The following is a 14,097-nucleotide window of genomic DNA, read 5'->3' on the forward strand; positions in this document are numbered from 1 at the left end:
CACGCATGACGAGGAGTGCCCCTCAGGGGGCGCCCACGATGCCGCGGGCAAGGCTCTCGAACCGCGCGAAGTAGAGGGGCCAGCCGCCCTCACCGTCGAGCGCGGTGCGCAGGGACTCCCACCCACTCCCGTGCCGGTCGAGGTGACGGTGCACCAGGGTGACCCGGGTGCGCCGCTCGTCCTCGGCAGGCGCCATACCCTGCCCGGTATGATGGGAGCGAACGCAGACGGAAGGATCGGCACATGCAGCTCGAGCAGGAGGGCCTCGGCCCCGTCATCAACCGCATCAAGCGCGCGCAGGGCCAGCTCGGCGGCGTGCTCCGCCTGCTCGAGGAGGGCCGCGACTGCGAGGACGTCGTGACGCAGCTCGCCGCCGTGTCCAAGGCGCTCGACCGCGCCGGCTTCGCCATCGTCGCACGCGGGCTCCAGCAGTGCCTCACGGCTGAGGAGCCGCAGGAGATGGACGTCAAGAAGATGGAGAAGCTCTTCCTCTCGCTCGCCTGACCGGCCCCCGCGCCCTAGGCTCCCGCCATGAGCCGCTGCTGGGTCGGAGTGTCGGGGTGGCGCTACCCGAGATGGCGCGGTGACTTCTACCCCACCGGGCTGCGCCAGCGCGACGAGCTGACCTACACCTCCGAACGGATGCCGTCGGTCGAGATCAACGGCTCGTTCTACTCCCTCCAGCGGCCGACCTCCTATGCGAGCTGGGCGGCGGCGACACCCGCCGACTTCGTCTTCGCCGTCAAGGGAGGCCGCTTCATCACCCACCTGAAGCAGCTGCACGACGTCGACGCGCCGCTCGCGAACTTCTTCGCCTCCGGCGTGCTCGCGCTCGGCCGCAAGCTCGGCCCCGTGCTCTGGCAGCTGCCGGCCCGTATGCCGCTGAGCCCGGAGCGCCTGGACCGCTTCTTCACGCTCCTGCCGCGCACCCACGCCGAGGCGGCCGCCCTCGCGGCCCAGCACGACGGCAAACTCGCCGAGGACCGGGTCCTGACCGACCTCGCGGCAGACGTCCGGCCGGACACCCCGATCCGGCACGCCCTCGAGCCGCGGCACCCGAGCTTCGAGACGGCCGAGGCGCGCGCCATCCTGGCGGAGCACGGGATCTGCATGGTCGTCGCCGACAGCGCCGGGGTCTGGCCGACGATGCCCGACGCGACGAGCAACTTCCGCTACGTGCGCCTACACGGCGAGACCGAGCTGTACGCCAGTGGCTACACCGACGCGTCGCTCGACCGCTGGGCCGAGCAGTGCCGGGCGTGGCTCGCCGACGGGCACGACACCTACGTCTACTTCGACAACGACGCGAAGGGCCACGCCCCGTTCGACGCCGTGCGCCTCCTCGACCGGCTCCGCTGAGGCCGAGAGAGCCAGCTGGATCGGCAGGTCGCGTGCGCGCGGACCGGGCTCAGCAGCATACGGTGTGCACGTGACCGACAAGACCACCGTGCCGCGCGGCATCCGGGAGGCGAGCGAGTGGGCGTGGCGCCTGCTGCTCATCCTCGCCGGCCTCATCGCCCTCTACTTCGGGATCGGCTTCGTCTCCGAGGTGCTGATCCCCGTCGCGGTGGCGCTGCTGCTGACCGCGCTGCTGCGGCCCGTCGCGCTGCGGCTGCACCGGGTCATGCCGCTCGGTGGGGCGACCGGCCTCACCGTGCTCGGCACGATCGTCGTCGTCGGTGGGCTGCTCACCCTCGTCGGGACGCAGTTCACGAACGGGTTCGGCGACCTGACCGCCCAGGTCGCCGACGGCGTGAGCCAGATCCGCGACTGGATCCGCTCGACCTTCCACATCACCGACACTCAGTTCAACCAGTACTTCGACAGCATCAAGGACTCGATCAGCAAGTCGGGCGACCTCGGCGCGACCGCGGCCTCGATCGGCCTGACCGCGACCCACTTCCTGGCCGGCATCTTCATCGCCCTGTTCGCGCTCTTCTTCTTCCTCTACGACGGGCCGCGCATCTGGCACTGGGTCGTCCGGCTCTTCCCGCGGGGCGCCCGCCTGCGGGTCGACTCGTCCGGCGTCATCGCCTGGGACCAGCTGTCCGCCTTCGTCCGCGCGACGGTCATCGTCGCGGCCGTCGACGCGGTCGGCATCGCCCTCGGCGCGACGATCCTCAAGGTGCCGTTCGCCTTCGCGATCGGGGTGCTCGTCTTCATCCTGTCGTTCATCCCGATCGTCGGTGCGCTGCTCTCCGGCGCCGTGGCCGTCCTGCTCGCGCTCGTCTCGCACGGCCCCGGCATCGCGCTGATCATGCTCGCCGTCGTCATCGGCGTCCAGCAGCTCGAGTCGCACGTGCTCCAGCCGTTCCTGCTCGGCCGCGCCGTCAGCGTCCACCCGCTCGCCGTCATCCTCGGCATCGCGACCGGCTCGATCATCGCCGGCATCGTCGGCGCCCTGCTCGCGGTCCCGACGATGGCCATCCTCAACGCGGTCGGCAAGCACCTGCTCTCCGACGAGTCGGAGGCCCAGATCGACGCGGAGCTGAGCCGGTCGACGGAGGAGGGGCCGGCCCCGGCGAACGCCTGAGCGGCTCGCCTCAAAGGTTGGCCGCGCGGCGCACGAACAGCGCGCGCTCGTCGAGCTCCTCGGCCTCCTCGGCGAACTCCGGCGTCGCAAAGACGTCCGCCGGGACGCCGGCCGGGGTCAGGCGCGGCTCGGCCTTCGCCTTCATCGTGTAGGTCGGCGGGGGCACGGGCACGGGGTTCCAGGTGCCCTCGGGCGCCGGCGGCCCGGGCTGCGGTTGCGCGGGTTGCGGGGCAGGCGCCTTGGCCACGTCGCGGGCCAGCTCCGCCTCGAAGTCGTATGCCGCTGTGCGGGCTTCCCGACGGGCCGCACCGGCCGCAGCGACGGGCTCAGCAGTGGCGGGCTCGGCAGCCGCCGCCGGCTCGTGGCCGGTCGACTCCGTCGCAGCAGCGGGCTCGGGCGCGTGGATGACCTGGGTGTCGTCGCTCGTCAGCGGTCGGCCGCGGCGGGCCCGCTGGGGGCTGCGCGGCCCGCTGGGGTGATCGCCGGTGGAGCGCGTGGCGGCCGCCGCCTCGTCGTCGAGTCGGTCGGCCCGGGCCCGGTCGGCGCGCACCTCGAGCCGGAGCCAGACGAGGACGGCGACGAAGGTCAGGACGGCGAGCGGGACCGAGACCCACAGCAGGACGTGCAGGACGGCGAGCATGACGGCGGTCGGCACCCACAGCAGCGCCAGGAGCAGCAGGACGCCACGGAGCGTGCGCCGCCACCGGCTCACGGTCGGGACCGCGACCCGGAGCGGTGCCGGCCGCTGGTCACGCGGCTCGGGTCGGGCGGGGCCGGGGGCGGGTGAGCTGCTCATCGGGGCCACCTCTGCAGGGGTGCGGTGGGCGGTCGGGGTCACGCGTCGGGCCACCAGCGGCGAGCCGGGCGCGCCGCCCGCTGGCACGGGGCTGCGCTTCTCGAGGACGCGCATCGCCTCGGAGAACTGCTCGACGGTGTGGCTCGCGGCGGCGTCCTCCCGGCGGCGGATCCAGTGCTGGAGGAGGTAGACAGCCCAGGTCGCCACGATGACGACGAAGATGAGGCTACCGACTTGCACGGCACCAACCGTAGGCCGTCACATCCGTCACACCATGCACATTCGTTGCGTGTCGCGCAAGACCGGGGCGTTATCGATCTGGCAACCGCCCTAGCAGCCCTCCAGGCCCCAGCTCCTCCACGGTCACCGCGAAGGTGCGGTGGTCGCGCCAGGCGTTGTCGATGTGGAGGAACCGGCGCCGGACTCCCTCGTCGCGCAGGCCGAGTCGGCGCACGACGCCCAGGGACCGCTCGTTGTCGAGCCGGATGTTGACCTCGACCCGGTGCAGGCCGGCGCCGTGCAGCGCGTGGTCGACGGCGAGCGCGACGGCTCGGGTGGCGATGCCCTGTCCGCCGGCCGACCGGTCCAGCCAGTAGCCCACGGCCGCCGACTGCTGCGCGCCGCGGACGATGCCGAAGATGTGCACCTGCCCGACGATGTGGCCGTGGACGTCGATGACCCACGGCAGCACGTGGTCGGCGCGGGCCTCCGCGTCGAGGTCCCTGACGAACTGCTTGAACGACACGGCGGGACGGGCCCGCACGCCGGGCGGCAGGGTCGGCTCCCACGGCTTGACGTGGCTCGCGTTGTCCGCGCGGATCCGGTGCCAGTCGTCCTCGTCGCCGATGCGCAACGGGCGCAGCGTGATCGGCGGCGTGCCCACCTCGTCGGTCAGCACCACCGGCCACGGCGCGTGCTTGCCGCGGGCTGGCCTCCAGTGCAGCTTCACGACCCGATGCCCCGGCCCGTCAGGCGCTCTCGTGGTCGCTGCCGGGGATCTGGACGAGGATGTGGCCGAGGACCTGCTCGAGGACCTCGAGGGCATCGCTGACGGCGCCCTTGGAGCCGGGGAGGTTCGCGACGAAGGTGCGCCCCGCGAGGCCGGTGAGACCGCGCGAGAGCATCGCCGTGGGGACCCCCTTGGCGATCCCGGCCGCCCGCAGCGCCTCGGCGACGCCCGGCACGAGCAGGTCGAGCAGGGGTGCGGTCATCTCGGGCGTCTGGTCGGTCGGGGTCAGTCCGGTCCCGCCGGAGGTGAGAACGAGGTCCGGCTCCGAGGCCAGGGCGACGCGCAGGGCGCGGCCGAACTCGTCACCGTCCGGGACGACGATCGGGTCGGGGACGGTGAAGCCCCACTCGCGGAGCCGGTCGACGAGGACCGGGCCGGACCGGTCGGGGTAGGTCCCTCGAGCGGCCCGGGTCGAGGCGACGAGGACGACGGCGCGGCGGTCGTCCCCGATCTGGCTCTTGTCACTCACTCCAGTCTCCTGAGCGTCCGCCGGACTTGGCCGTGACCCGCACGTCGGTGATCCGGCCGTGCTTGTCCACGGCCTTGACCATATCGATGAGGGCGAGCGCCGCGACGGTGACGGCGGTCAGCGCCTCCATCTCGATGCCGGTCCGGTCGGCGGTGCGGACCGTCGCGGTGACCGAGACGCCGTCGTCGTCGACCGCGAGATCGACCTCGACGCCGTGCACGGCGATCGGGTGAGCCAGCGGGATGAGGTCGGGCGTGCGCTTCACCGCCTGGATGCCGGCGATCCGGGCCACCGCGAGCGCGTCGCCCTTCGGGACGTTCCCCTCGCGCAGGGCCGCCACCGCGGTGGGGCCGAGGACCACCCGGCCCGCCGCGCTGGCCTGCCGGGCCGTCACCGCCTTGGCCGAGACGTCGACCATGTGGGCGGTGCCGTCGCCACGCACGTGGGTCAGGCGCGGGCTGTCCGCCGTCACGAGCAGACCTCTCCGTCGAGCAGGACGACCTCCACCTGGTCACCGGCCGCGACGGTGGTCACCGCCGCGGGGATGACGAGCAGGGCGTTGGCCCGGGACAGGTCGGCGATGAAGTGCGACCCCTGGCCGGCGACCGGCTCCGCGACGAGGTGACCAGCGGCGTCACGGGTCACGACCGCGCGGGCGAACTGCTCGCGCCCCGCCGGCGAGCGCATCGCCGTGGTGACGATCGCCGGGTGGACCGGACGCACCTCCGGCTCGAGCCCCATCAACCGGCGCAGGGCCGGCCGCACGAACACCTCGAAAGAGACGTAGGACGAGACCGGGTTGCCCGGCAGGGCGAAGAGTGGCACCCGGCGCCGCGTCGAGGACTCGATGACGTGGCCGAAGCCCTGCGGCTTGCCCGGCTGCATGGCCACCGAGACGAAGTCGACGCCCTTGTCCTTGAGCGCGGACTTGACGACGTCGTAAGCGCCCATCGACACGCCGCCGGTCGTCACGATGGCGTCGGCGCGCCCCATCGCCTCGTCGAGCGCCCGGATCAGCGCGTCGTCGTCATCGCCCACGGCCGGCAGGATCTCGGCGGTCGCCCCGGCCGCGACGGCGGCGGCCTGCAGCATCGTGGAGTTGGAGTCGTGGATCTGCCCGGGTGCGAGCGGCTCTCCCGGCGGGACGAGCTCGTCCCCGGTCGGGACGACGAGGACGTGGGGGCGCCGGTGGACGACGCACTCGGCGTGCCCGCTCGCGGCGATGAGGGCCACGGTCCGCGGCCCGACGACGTTGCCGGCCCACGCGACGGCGGTGCCGGCACGGACGTCCTCGCCGCGGCGCCGGACGAACTGGCCGGGCGCCACCGCGGCCCGGCAGGTGACGACGCCGTCGGGGGCACCGTCGGTCTGCTCCACCGGGATGACCGCGTCGGCGCCGGCCGGCAGGGGAGCCCCGGTCATGATGCGGGCGGCCTCCCCCGGGCCGACCTCCACGTCCCTCGCCACTCCCGCTGCGAGCTCACCGACGATGCGCAGCTCGACCGGCTCACGGTCCGCGCCCTCGAGCGAGGCGGCCTGGACGGCATACCCGTCCATCGAGGAGTTGTCGAAGCCGGGCAGGTCGACCGCCGCCGTCACGTCCTCGGCGAGGACGAGGCCGACGGCCTCGGCGAGCGGCACCCGCTGGCGCTGCGCGACCTTCAGCTCGTCGAGGATGGTGTCGAGGTGTTCCTTCGCGGTCCGCATGCTCACGCCTCTCCGAGAACGGTGCCGTCGGGCACCTGGTCGACACCCTCGACGCGCACGTCGCCGACGCACCGGACGTCGCGGCCGAAGGTCACGTCACCTCGCACCGTCAGGCTGGTGCACTCACGCAGCGAGGGGACGCCGTGGGGGAAGTGGTCGTCGAAGGCCGGGATGAGCTTGAACCACATGTCGTCGAGGTCGACGAACGGCTCGGGCCCCGTCCGCGCCGCGACGACCCGATAGTCGTCGTCGAGGCGGAAGAAGTCGGAGCGCATGACGAGCAGGTCGTTCGTCGTCTTGACCGGGCGGAAGCGGGTGCGGGGCACGAGGAGGGCCTCGGACCGCTCGAAGATCTCGATGGCCCCGCCCATGGCGGACTCGAGCTGGACGACGCGCGTCGACGACGTGTCGGTGGGGTCGACGGTCTTGCGGTTGATGATGATCGGCAGCCCGAGCACGCCCTTGCGCTGCGCCATCCGCCGGTCGAGGGCCTCGAGGTTGATCCAGATGTTGTTGGCGTGGAACGTCGAGTGCCGCTCGATGTCGCGGAAGTACTCCTCCTCGCCCGGATAGACCATGGCGAGGTCGCGCAGGACGAGCCGCCCGTCCGCCTTGCGGACGGCGAGGTGGCCGCCCTTGCGGTCGCTCGCGGTGCGCTCGCAGACCTCGGCGACATAGGGCAGGTCGTGGTCGACCATCCAGCCTGCGACGTCGGGGTCGCACGTCGCGCCGAGGTTGTCGGCGTTGGAGATGAAGACGTAGCGGATGCCCCGGTCGAGCAGGGTCTCGATGAGTCCGGAGGTCATCATCGACACGAACACGTCGCCGTGCCCGGGCGGGCACCACTCGAGCTCGGGGTCGGCGGGCCAGTCGACCGGGCGCAGGTCACGGGCGCGCAGCTTCGGCTCGGCGTTCTGGAGGAACTCGAGCGACACCCCCTCGATCTCCAGGTCGGGATAGGCCCGCAGCGCCTCGAGCGTCTCGGCGGAGGTGCGGAACGAGTTCATGAAGATGAGCGGCACGTCGACGCCCCAGCGCTTGCGCAGCGCGAGGGTCTGCTGGGCGATGATGTCGAGGAAGCTGAGGCCGCCGACGACGGGCAGCGCCGACTTCGCGCCGTTCATCCCCATCGTCGTGCCGAGGCCGCCGTTGAGCTTGACGATCGCCGTCTGCGACAGCGCGTGTCGGGCCATCTCGTCGGTCACCGTGACCGCCTGCAGGCGCTGGATCTCGCCGAGCGGCTCGATCGTCGCCTCGGGGATGACGCCGAGGGCGCCGTCCTCCAGCTGGTGGTAGTAGTGCCGGAACACACGGATGGCCTCGTTGCTGATTCCCCGCGCGCGCATGCGGTCGATCGACTGGCGTAGCCCCTCGTCGCTCATGGACTCACTTTACGATGGGGCCCGTGAGCGCGAAGGCGGACGTCCGGCGGGCCGCGCGCGTGCGCCGTCGTGGCCTCGCCGCCGACCTCGACCGCGAGGCGGCCGCCGAGGCCATCGCCACCACGGTGCTGCGGATCGTCCCAGCGGGCGCCCGCACAGCGGCATACCTCTCCCTCCCGGAGGAACCACCCACGGGCCGGCTCGTCGACGCCCTCCTCGAGGCCGGGCACGAGGTCATCGTGCCCATCACGCTCGGCGACTTCACGCTCGAGTGGACGTATGCCGCTCACGGCGCGGTCGCGGACGTGGCCCGCGTCGCGCGCGGGACCGTCCCCGAGGGGACGGCCGTGCTCGGCCCGGAGGCGCTCGCGACGTGCGGGCTCATCGTCGTGCCGGGGCTCGTCGTCGACACGCGCGGGGCCCGGCTCGGCCAGGGCGGCGGCTGCTACGACCGCGCGCTGCGCCACCGGCGCCCGGGCACGCCGGTCGTCGCGTTGCTCCACGAGGGCGAGGAAAGCGAGGAGCTGCTGCCGCTCGAGGCGCACGACCAGCTCGTCGACGGCTACGTCACGACGAGCGGGCGGCTCGTGTGGCTCAGGGGCGAGCCACCGGGCTGAGGGTCAGCCGCTCCTCGGCGGCCTTGTCCGTCGCCGCGGCCGTGAACGGCCATAGGTAGGTCTCGTTCGCGGCCCAGGCGTCGATCTGGTCGGCATAGTGGTCCGCCATCGCGTGCCCGCTCTGCCCGGTCGAGTTGACCCAGCGCGACGCGTCGAGGTTCGACAGGTCGACGACCATCCGCATCGACGGACCGGCCGTCACGTCGTAGCCGGGAGCCGAGGCGTTCCACGCGTTCGCGTCGACGATGGAGTTGCCGCCGCCGAGCTCGATGCCGCCGCGGTTGAAGACCTGCCGGACGACTCCCGGCACGGAGTCGCCGCCCATGACCTGGTGCTCGAGGTCCAGCTGGTGCAGCCGGCCCCAGCGCCACGTCACCGGCTCCTTGCCGAGCTTGCGGGCCAGGTCGAGCCGGGCATCGACAAGGGCGCGCTTGAGGATCTCACCGGAGGTCTCGACGACGCCCGGCGTCGTCTTGTCGTCCCACCAGTCGTTCTTCGGGTCTTTGAGCAGCTGCTCCATGACGACCATCCAGCGGGCCCCGCCGTCGGGCGCGATGTCGGGGGGCAGCTCGTCGAAGGTGTACTCGAGCAGGTGCTTCCACACGGCGTTGTAGTAGGCGGCGGCCGCCGAGTTGCGCGACTTGTCGTTGGGCTGGCTGTAGTCCCACTGGGTCAGCAGCCGCTGCGCCTGGGCGGTGAAGTCGTCGACCTGGACGCCGAGCAGGTGCTCGACGAGCACGGGGGCGAAGGTGTTGCGCGTGTCGCCCTGGATCTGGGACATCAGCTCGGGCGAGACCTTCGGAGTCGACTCGAGCAGGTTGCGGATGCGCTGCGCCCGGAAGCCGTAGTCCCACTCGGACGTCAGGAACGGGGTGTTGCTCGCCGTCACGGCCTGGTTCGCCGTGACGAGCAGCCCCTCGCTCGGGTCGAGGACGTGCGGCAGGTCGTCGAACGGCACGTAGCCGCGCCAGTCCCACTGGCTGTCCCAGCCCGGGGACGGCCAGTAGCCGGGGGGTGCGCCCGGCGTCGAGGCCCGCCTGATCGGGATGAGACCGGGCGCCTGGTAGCCGATGTGCCCGTCGACGTCGGCATAGACGAGGTTCTGCGAGGGGACCGCGAAGAGCGACGCCGCCTTGCGGAACTGGTCCCAGTTGCCTGCCGTGTTGAGCGCGAAGATCGCGTCCGCGGTGTTGTTCGGGGTCAGCGCCGTCCAGGCGAGCGAGACGGCGTAGCGGTTCGACTGCGGCGCGCCGCGCACGACGACGCGGTCGCCGGCCTCGGCGATCGTCGGCACGACGTCGGACATGATCGGCCCGTGCACCGTGCTGCGCACGGTGATGGTGACGTCCTTGCCGCCGGCGACCTTGATCGTCTCGGGCCGGGTCTGGAGCGGCTGCTGCACGCCGTCGCGGAGGTACTTCTCGCCGTCGACCTGCTCGAGGTAGAAGTCGGTCACGTCCGGGCCCAGGTTGGTGAAGCCCCACGCGACCCGGGCGTTGTGCCCGATGACGACGCCCGGCAGGCCGGAGAAGGTGAAGCCCGAGACCTGGAAGGGGCACTGCGGGGTGACGGTGCGGCACTGGAGGTTGACCTGGCTCCAGATGCTCGGGATGCCGAGCTTGAGGTGCGGGTCGTTGGCGAGGAGCGGCTTGCCCGTCGTCGTCCGGGAGCCGGCGACGACCCACGAGTTCGAGCCGACGTCATCGCCCTTGCCGAGCAGGGCCGGGATCGCGTCGATCGCCGCCGAGGTGTTCTCGAAGGCGGCCTGGCCATCGGCGGAGGCGAGCGGCTTGGTGAGGCTCTGCGGCAGCGGACCGGCGGCCTGCTCGCTCGCCCGGGCGGGGCGCCAGTCCTCGGGCGAGAGGATCGGCAGGTTGCGGTCCATCGGGTAGGGCGGATAGAGCATCGCGATCTGCTTGACCGACGTGCGCCGGGAGAGCCGCGCCCGGGCCAGCTCGTCGGCGTAGTCGCCGCGCAGGTCCCAGGCCATCGCCTTGAGCCAGGCGAGCGAGTCGACCGGGGTCCAGTCCTCGACGCGGTAGCCGGGGTTGTTGCGCGCCAGCAGGGTGTACTCGAGGGACAGCTCGCCGGGGCTCTCGGCCTTGTGGAGATAGGCGTTGACCCCGTCGGCGTAGGCCTGCAGGTACTGGCGCGTCTCCGGACGCAGCTTCGGCAGCTCCTGCTCGGCCACCCGGCGCCAGCCCATGGTGCGGATGACGGCATCGGTCTCGACACCGGGCTGGCCGACGAGCTCGGCGAGGCGGCCGGCCGTGATGTGGCGGCGCAGGTCCATCTCGAAGAACCGGTCCTGGGCGCTGACATAGCCCTGGGCCCGGAACAGGTCCGCCGAGTTGTCGGCGGTGATCGTCGGGATGCCGCGGGCGTCCCGGGTGACCGTCACGGAGCCCGTGAGGCCCTCGATGCGCAGCTCGCCGCCCGCCTGCGGGAAGGAGCGTCGCACCGTCGAGATCGCGAGGATCCCGGTCGCCACGAGCGCGAGCACCACGAGGACGATCACCGACAGGCTGATGCGGCGCACGAGCTTGATCCGGGACACGCCCACGAGCGTAGGTCACGACCTTCCGGCGGGCGCCGCGCCGTCCGCCGTGGCGCGCCAGTCGTTATGAGAACGGGTCCTGGCCGTGGCGCCCGGAGCGCGAGATGGTTTCATGGTCGCAGCCGCACGCCAGGAGCCCGTGTGACCGCAATCGCGTCCATCACGTCGTCGGGAATGACTCTCGACGACCTGACACGCGTGCTCCTCGTCGGGTCGATCGTCCTGCTCGTCGCGGTCGCGGCGGTCCGGCTGTCCATCCGGTCGGGGATGCCGTCACTGCTGATCTACCTCGGCATCGGCCTGCTGCTCGGCAACGCGGTGCTCGGCATCCAGTTCGACTCCGCGTCGATCACGCGGGTGCTCGGGTATGCGGCCCTCGTGCTGATCCTCGCTGAGGGCGGCCTGACGACGTCGTGGGACAAGATCCGGGGTGCCGTCGCGCCGGCCAGTCTCCTCGCGACCGTCGGTGTCGTCGTCTCGGTCCTCGTCGTCGCGGTGGCGGTCCACGCCTTCCTGCCCCTGTCGTGGACCATCGCGCTGCTCATTGGGGCCATCGTCACCTCGACCGACGCGGCGGCCGTCTTCGCGGTGCTGCGCAACGTGCCGCTCCCCCGCCGCCTGGCCGGCACCCTCGAGGCCGAGTCGGGCTTCAACGACGCCCCGGTCGTCATCCTCGTCGTGTCCTTCGCCGTGCAGGGCGCGCCGGGCGGCGAGTCGCACACCTGGTACGACCTGGCCTGGCACGCCCTCCTGGAGCTGGCCGGCGGCGCCGCGATCGGCATCGCCGTCGGGTGGCTCGGGGGGCAGCTGCTGCGCCGGGTCGTCAGCGCCTCCTCGGCCCTCTTCTCGATCGGCATCCTGTCGCTGACGGTGCTCGCCTATGCGCTCGGCGCGGTGGCCCATGTGTCGGGCTTCCTCGGCACGTATGTCGCGGCGCTCGTGCTGGGCAACATGCACCTGCCGCACCGGGCGAGCTTCCGCTCGTTCGCCAACGCCATGGGCTGGATCGCGCAGATCGGCCTGTTCGTCATGCTCGGGCTGCTCGCCGACACCGGCCGGCTCGGCGCCCAGATCGTGCCCGCCGTCGTCGTCGGCCTCGTCCTGCTCCTCGTGGCCCGGCCCGTCTCGGTGTGGCTCTCGACGGTCTGGTTCCGCTTCTCCTGGCGGGAACAGGCCTTCCTGTCCTGGGCCGGCCTGCGCGGGGCGGTGCCCATCGTCCTCGCGACGGTGCCGCTCACGACCGGGACGCCGAACACCGAGTGGATCTTCGACCTCGTCTTCGTCCTCGTCGCGATCTTCACGATCGTGCAGGCACCCACGCTGGGGTGGGTCGCGCGCCGGCTCGGGCTCACCGAGGGGATCGCCGCGGTCGACGTCGACCTCGAGTCGGTCCCGCTCGAGGAGATCGGCGCGGACGTGCTGCAAGTGACCGTGGGCAACGACTCGCGGCTGCACGGAGTGGCGCTCTTCGAGCTGCGGCTGCCGCCCGGCTCCCACGTCGCCCTCGTCGTGCGGGGCGACAGCTCGTTCGTGCCCGAGCAGCACACCACCCTCAAGCACGGCGATCGCTTCCTCGTCGTCGCGACGGGGCAGGACCGGGAGCGGGCCGAGAGGCGGATCCGCGCCGTCAGCCAGGGCGGTCGACTCGCCGACTGGACGTAGAATGGAACCAGTCCAACCACTCCTTCCCGAAGGACTCCTGTGCCCACCTACTCCTATGCCTGCCGGTCCTGCGACCACGCCTTCGACATCCGCCAGTCGTTCAGCGACGAGCCGCTGCTGATGTGCCCGAAGTGCGGCGAGCTGCAGCTGCGCAAGGTGATCCACCCCGTCGGCATCGCGTTCAAGGGCTCCGGCTTCTACCGCACCGACTCCAAGGCCGAGACGAAGTCCGCCTCGAAGTCCTCGAGCGACTCGTCCACGGGGGCGTCGTCATCGTCGTCCTCGTCCTCGTCGTCCTCGTCGGAGGGCTCGAGCAGCACCGTTGCTGCCGCGTCGTCCACAGCCTCCTGAGGCGTTCGGCGCCGTCCACACGCAGGAGGTATGCCGCTGAGCGCGGTCGCGCTCGCGCCTAGGCTTCCGGCATGACCTCCTCCGCAAGCCGCCCCACCTCGCCCACCCCGTCCGTTGGCGCGCCCCGGGCCGAGATCGGTGTCATCGGCGGGTCCGGGCTCTACGAGTTCCTCGACGAGCACGAGACGGTCGAGGTCGACACGCCCTTCGGCGCGCCGAGCGACCCGCTCGTGGTCGGCGAGGTGTCCGGGCGCCGAGTGGCCTTCGTCGCCCGGCACGGCAAGGGTCACCGCTTCGCGCCGCACCAGGTCAACTACCGCGCCAACCTGTGGGCGCTGCGCGCCGTCGGCGTGCGCCAGGTCATCGCGCCGTGCGCGGTCGGTTCGCTGCGAGCGGAGCACGGTCCGGGCACCTTCGTCGTGCCCGACCAGATCATCGACCGGACGTGGGGTCGGGCCCACACGTTCTACGACGTCGAGGGGCCCGTCGTCCACGTCGGGTTCGCCGACCCCTACTGCCCGAGGGGGCGCGCGGTCGCCGTCGCGGCGGCGCGGGGGTCGGCCCACGACGTGGCCGACGGCGGCACCCTCGTCGTCATCAACGGGCCCCGGTTCTCCTCGCGCGCCGAGTCACGGATGAACCAGCAGGCGGGGGGCACCATCGTCGGGATGACGACGATGCCCGAGGCCGTGCTCGCCCGGGAGCTGGCCATGTGCTTCACGAGCCTGGCCATGGTGACCGACTACGACTCGGGCATCGACGGGGGCGCCGCGGTCACCCATGAGGAGGTGATGCGGGTCTTTGCCCGCAACGTGGAGGACCTCAAGGTCGTCCTCCGCGACGTCATCGCCGGGCTGCCGACGGCCGAGCCGGACGCGACGGCGACGTGCCCGTGCCGCCACAGTCTCGACGGGATCGAGCTGCCCTTCCCCATCCCCGGCCGCTGAGGACGCCCGATGCTGCGCCGGCGCCCGCCCGTGCTGCCCAGCCCGGCCACCGCGCCCGGAGGCGGCG

At 72.2% G+C, this 14,097-nt stretch carries 15 protein-coding genes; 7 read left to right on the top strand and 8 right to left on the bottom strand.

Annotated elements, in window-relative coordinates; all coding sequences use genetic code 11:
* Positions 1-22: 22 nt before the first annotated feature.
* A complete protein-coding gene (locus tag N864_RS24520; RefSeq protein ID WP_155892811.1) occupies positions 23-196 on the bottom strand; it encodes an SRPBCC family protein in 174 nt (57 codons plus the stop codon).
* 47 nt (positions 197-243) lie between these two features.
* On the opposite strand from N864_RS24520, the gene N864_RS04475 reads away from it, so the two are divergent.
* From N864_RS04475 to N864_RS04485, 3 genes are all read left to right on the top strand, one after another.
* Positions 244-504: a metal-sensitive transcriptional regulator gene (locus tag N864_RS04475; protein ID WP_034713956.1), complete on the top strand. Its 261-nt coding sequence runs from the start codon at positions 244-246 to the stop codon at positions 502-504.
* A 27-nt stretch (positions 505-531) separates the two neighbouring features.
* Positions 532-1,359, top strand: a complete 828-nt coding sequence (locus tag N864_RS04480) for a DUF72 domain-containing protein (protein WP_034713958.1) — start codon at positions 532-534, stop codon at positions 1,357-1,359.
* A gap of 70 nt (positions 1,360-1,429) precedes the next feature.
* On the top strand, positions 1,430-2,533 hold the full coding sequence (locus N864_RS04485; protein ID WP_051518194.1) for an AI-2E family transporter: 1,104 nt from the start codon (positions 1,430-1,432) through the stop codon (positions 2,531-2,533).
* Between the two features lie 10 nt (positions 2,534-2,543).
* Here the strand turns inward: N864_RS04485 and N864_RS04490 are convergent, their stop codons facing one another.
* The 6 genes from N864_RS04490 to N864_RS04515 form a co-directional block, all read right to left on the bottom strand.
* Entirely contained in the window at positions 2,544-3,569 is a 1,026-nt protein-coding gene (locus tag N864_RS04490; RefSeq protein WP_034713960.1) for a hypothetical protein, read from the bottom strand.
* A gap of 70 nt (positions 3,570-3,639) precedes the next feature.
* A complete protein-coding gene (locus N864_RS04495; protein ID WP_240474207.1) occupies positions 3,640-4,278 on the bottom strand; it encodes a GNAT family N-acetyltransferase in 639 nt (212 codons plus the stop codon).
* 19 nt (positions 4,279-4,297) lie between these two features.
* The gene (locus tag N864_RS04500) at positions 4,298-4,807 is read right to left on the bottom strand and encodes a MogA/MoaB family molybdenum cofactor biosynthesis protein (RefSeq protein ID WP_205620860.1); all 510 of its coding nucleotides are present in this window, start codon (positions 4,805-4,807) and stop codon (positions 4,298-4,300) included.
* Entirely contained in the window at positions 4,800-5,225 is a 426-nt protein-coding gene (gene moaC / locus N864_RS04505; RefSeq protein ID WP_051518197.1) for a cyclic pyranopterin monophosphate synthase MoaC, read from the bottom strand. Before moaC ends, N864_RS04500 begins: the two co-directional genes overlap by 8 nt.
* A gap of 50 nt (positions 5,226-5,275) precedes the next feature.
* On the bottom strand, positions 5,276-6,514 hold the full coding sequence (locus N864_RS04510) for a molybdopterin molybdotransferase MoeA (RefSeq protein ID WP_034713964.1): 1,239 nt from the start codon (positions 6,512-6,514) through the stop codon (positions 5,276-5,278).
* Between the two features lie 2 nt (positions 6,515-6,516).
* Positions 6,517-7,896, bottom strand: a complete 1,380-nt coding sequence (locus N864_RS04515; RefSeq protein ID WP_034713966.1) for a UTP--glucose-1-phosphate uridylyltransferase — start codon at positions 7,894-7,896, stop codon at positions 6,517-6,519.
* 14 nt (positions 7,897-7,910) lie between these two features.
* On the opposite strand from N864_RS04515, the gene N864_RS04520 reads away from it, so the two are divergent.
* Positions 7,911-8,513, top strand: a complete 603-nt coding sequence (locus tag N864_RS04520) for a 5-formyltetrahydrofolate cyclo-ligase (protein ID WP_034713968.1) — start codon at positions 7,911-7,913, stop codon at positions 8,511-8,513.
* Here the strand turns inward: N864_RS04520 and N864_RS04525 are convergent.
* Positions 8,491-11,070: a penicillin acylase family protein gene (locus N864_RS04525; protein WP_034714000.1), complete on the bottom strand. Its 2,580-nt coding sequence runs from the start codon at positions 11,068-11,070 to the stop codon at positions 8,491-8,493. The two genes, N864_RS04520 and N864_RS04525, sit on opposite strands and share 23 nt — an antisense overlap.
* A gap of 141 nt (positions 11,071-11,211) precedes the next feature.
* Between N864_RS04525 and N864_RS04530 the strand changes: the two genes are divergently transcribed.
* The 3 genes from N864_RS04530 (at position 11,212) to N864_RS04540 (ending at position 14,030) form a co-directional block, all read left to right on the top strand.
* Positions 11,212-12,732 carry a potassium/proton antiporter gene (locus N864_RS04530; protein ID WP_051518195.1) on the top strand — a complete coding sequence of 507 codons (1,521 nt, stop codon included), beginning with the start codon at positions 11,212-11,214 and terminating at the stop codon, positions 12,730-12,732.
* Between the two features lie 39 nt (positions 12,733-12,771).
* On the top strand, positions 12,772-13,083 hold the full coding sequence (locus N864_RS04535) for an FmdB family zinc ribbon protein (protein ID WP_034713970.1): 312 nt from the start codon (positions 12,772-12,774) through the stop codon (positions 13,081-13,083).
* Between the two features lie 71 nt (positions 13,084-13,154).
* Complete coding sequence (locus N864_RS04540; RefSeq protein WP_034713972.1) at positions 13,155-14,030, top strand: S-methyl-5'-thioadenosine phosphorylase; 876 nt, start codon at positions 13,155-13,157, stop codon at positions 14,028-14,030.
* Positions 14,031-14,097 lie beyond the last annotated feature (67 nt).

It is taken from the genome of Intrasporangium chromatireducens Q5-1 (assembly GCF_000576575.1).
GTDB lineage: Bacteria > Actinomycetota > Actinomycetes > Actinomycetales > Dermatophilaceae > Intrasporangium_A > Intrasporangium_A chromatireducens.

What these genes read in the sequence shown, in the direction of transcription:
- N864_RS24520 (WP_155892811.1), bottom strand. Translation starts at nt 196, where the DNA reads ATGGCGCCTGCCGAGGACGAGCGGCGCACCCGGGTCACCCTGGTGCAC.
- N864_RS04475 (WP_034713956.1), top strand. Translation starts at nt 244, where the DNA reads ATGCAGCTCGAGCAGGAGGGCCTCGGCCCCGTCATCAACCGCATCAAG.
- N864_RS04480 (WP_034713958.1), top strand. Translation starts at nt 532, where the DNA reads ATGAGCCGCTGCTGGGTCGGAGTGTCGGGGTGGCGCTACCCGAGATGG.
- moaC (WP_051518197.1), bottom strand. Translation starts at nt 5,225, where the DNA reads ATGGTCGACGTCTCGGCCAAGGCGGTGACGGCCCGGCAGGCCAGCGCG.
- N864_RS04510 (WP_034713964.1), bottom strand. Translation starts at nt 6,514, where the DNA reads ATGCGGACCGCGAAGGAACACCTCGACACCATCCTCGACGAGCTGAAG.
- N864_RS04515 (WP_034713966.1), bottom strand. Translation starts at nt 7,896, where the DNA reads ATGAGCGACGAGGGGCTACGCCAGTCGATCGACCGCATGCGCGCGCGG.
- N864_RS04520 (WP_034713968.1), top strand. Translation starts at nt 7,911, where the DNA reads ATGGGGCCCGTGAGCGCGAAGGCGGACGTCCGGCGGGCCGCGCGCGTG.
- N864_RS04540 (WP_034713972.1), top strand. Translation starts at nt 13,155, where the DNA reads ATGACCTCCTCCGCAAGCCGCCCCACCTCGCCCACCCCGTCCGTTGGC.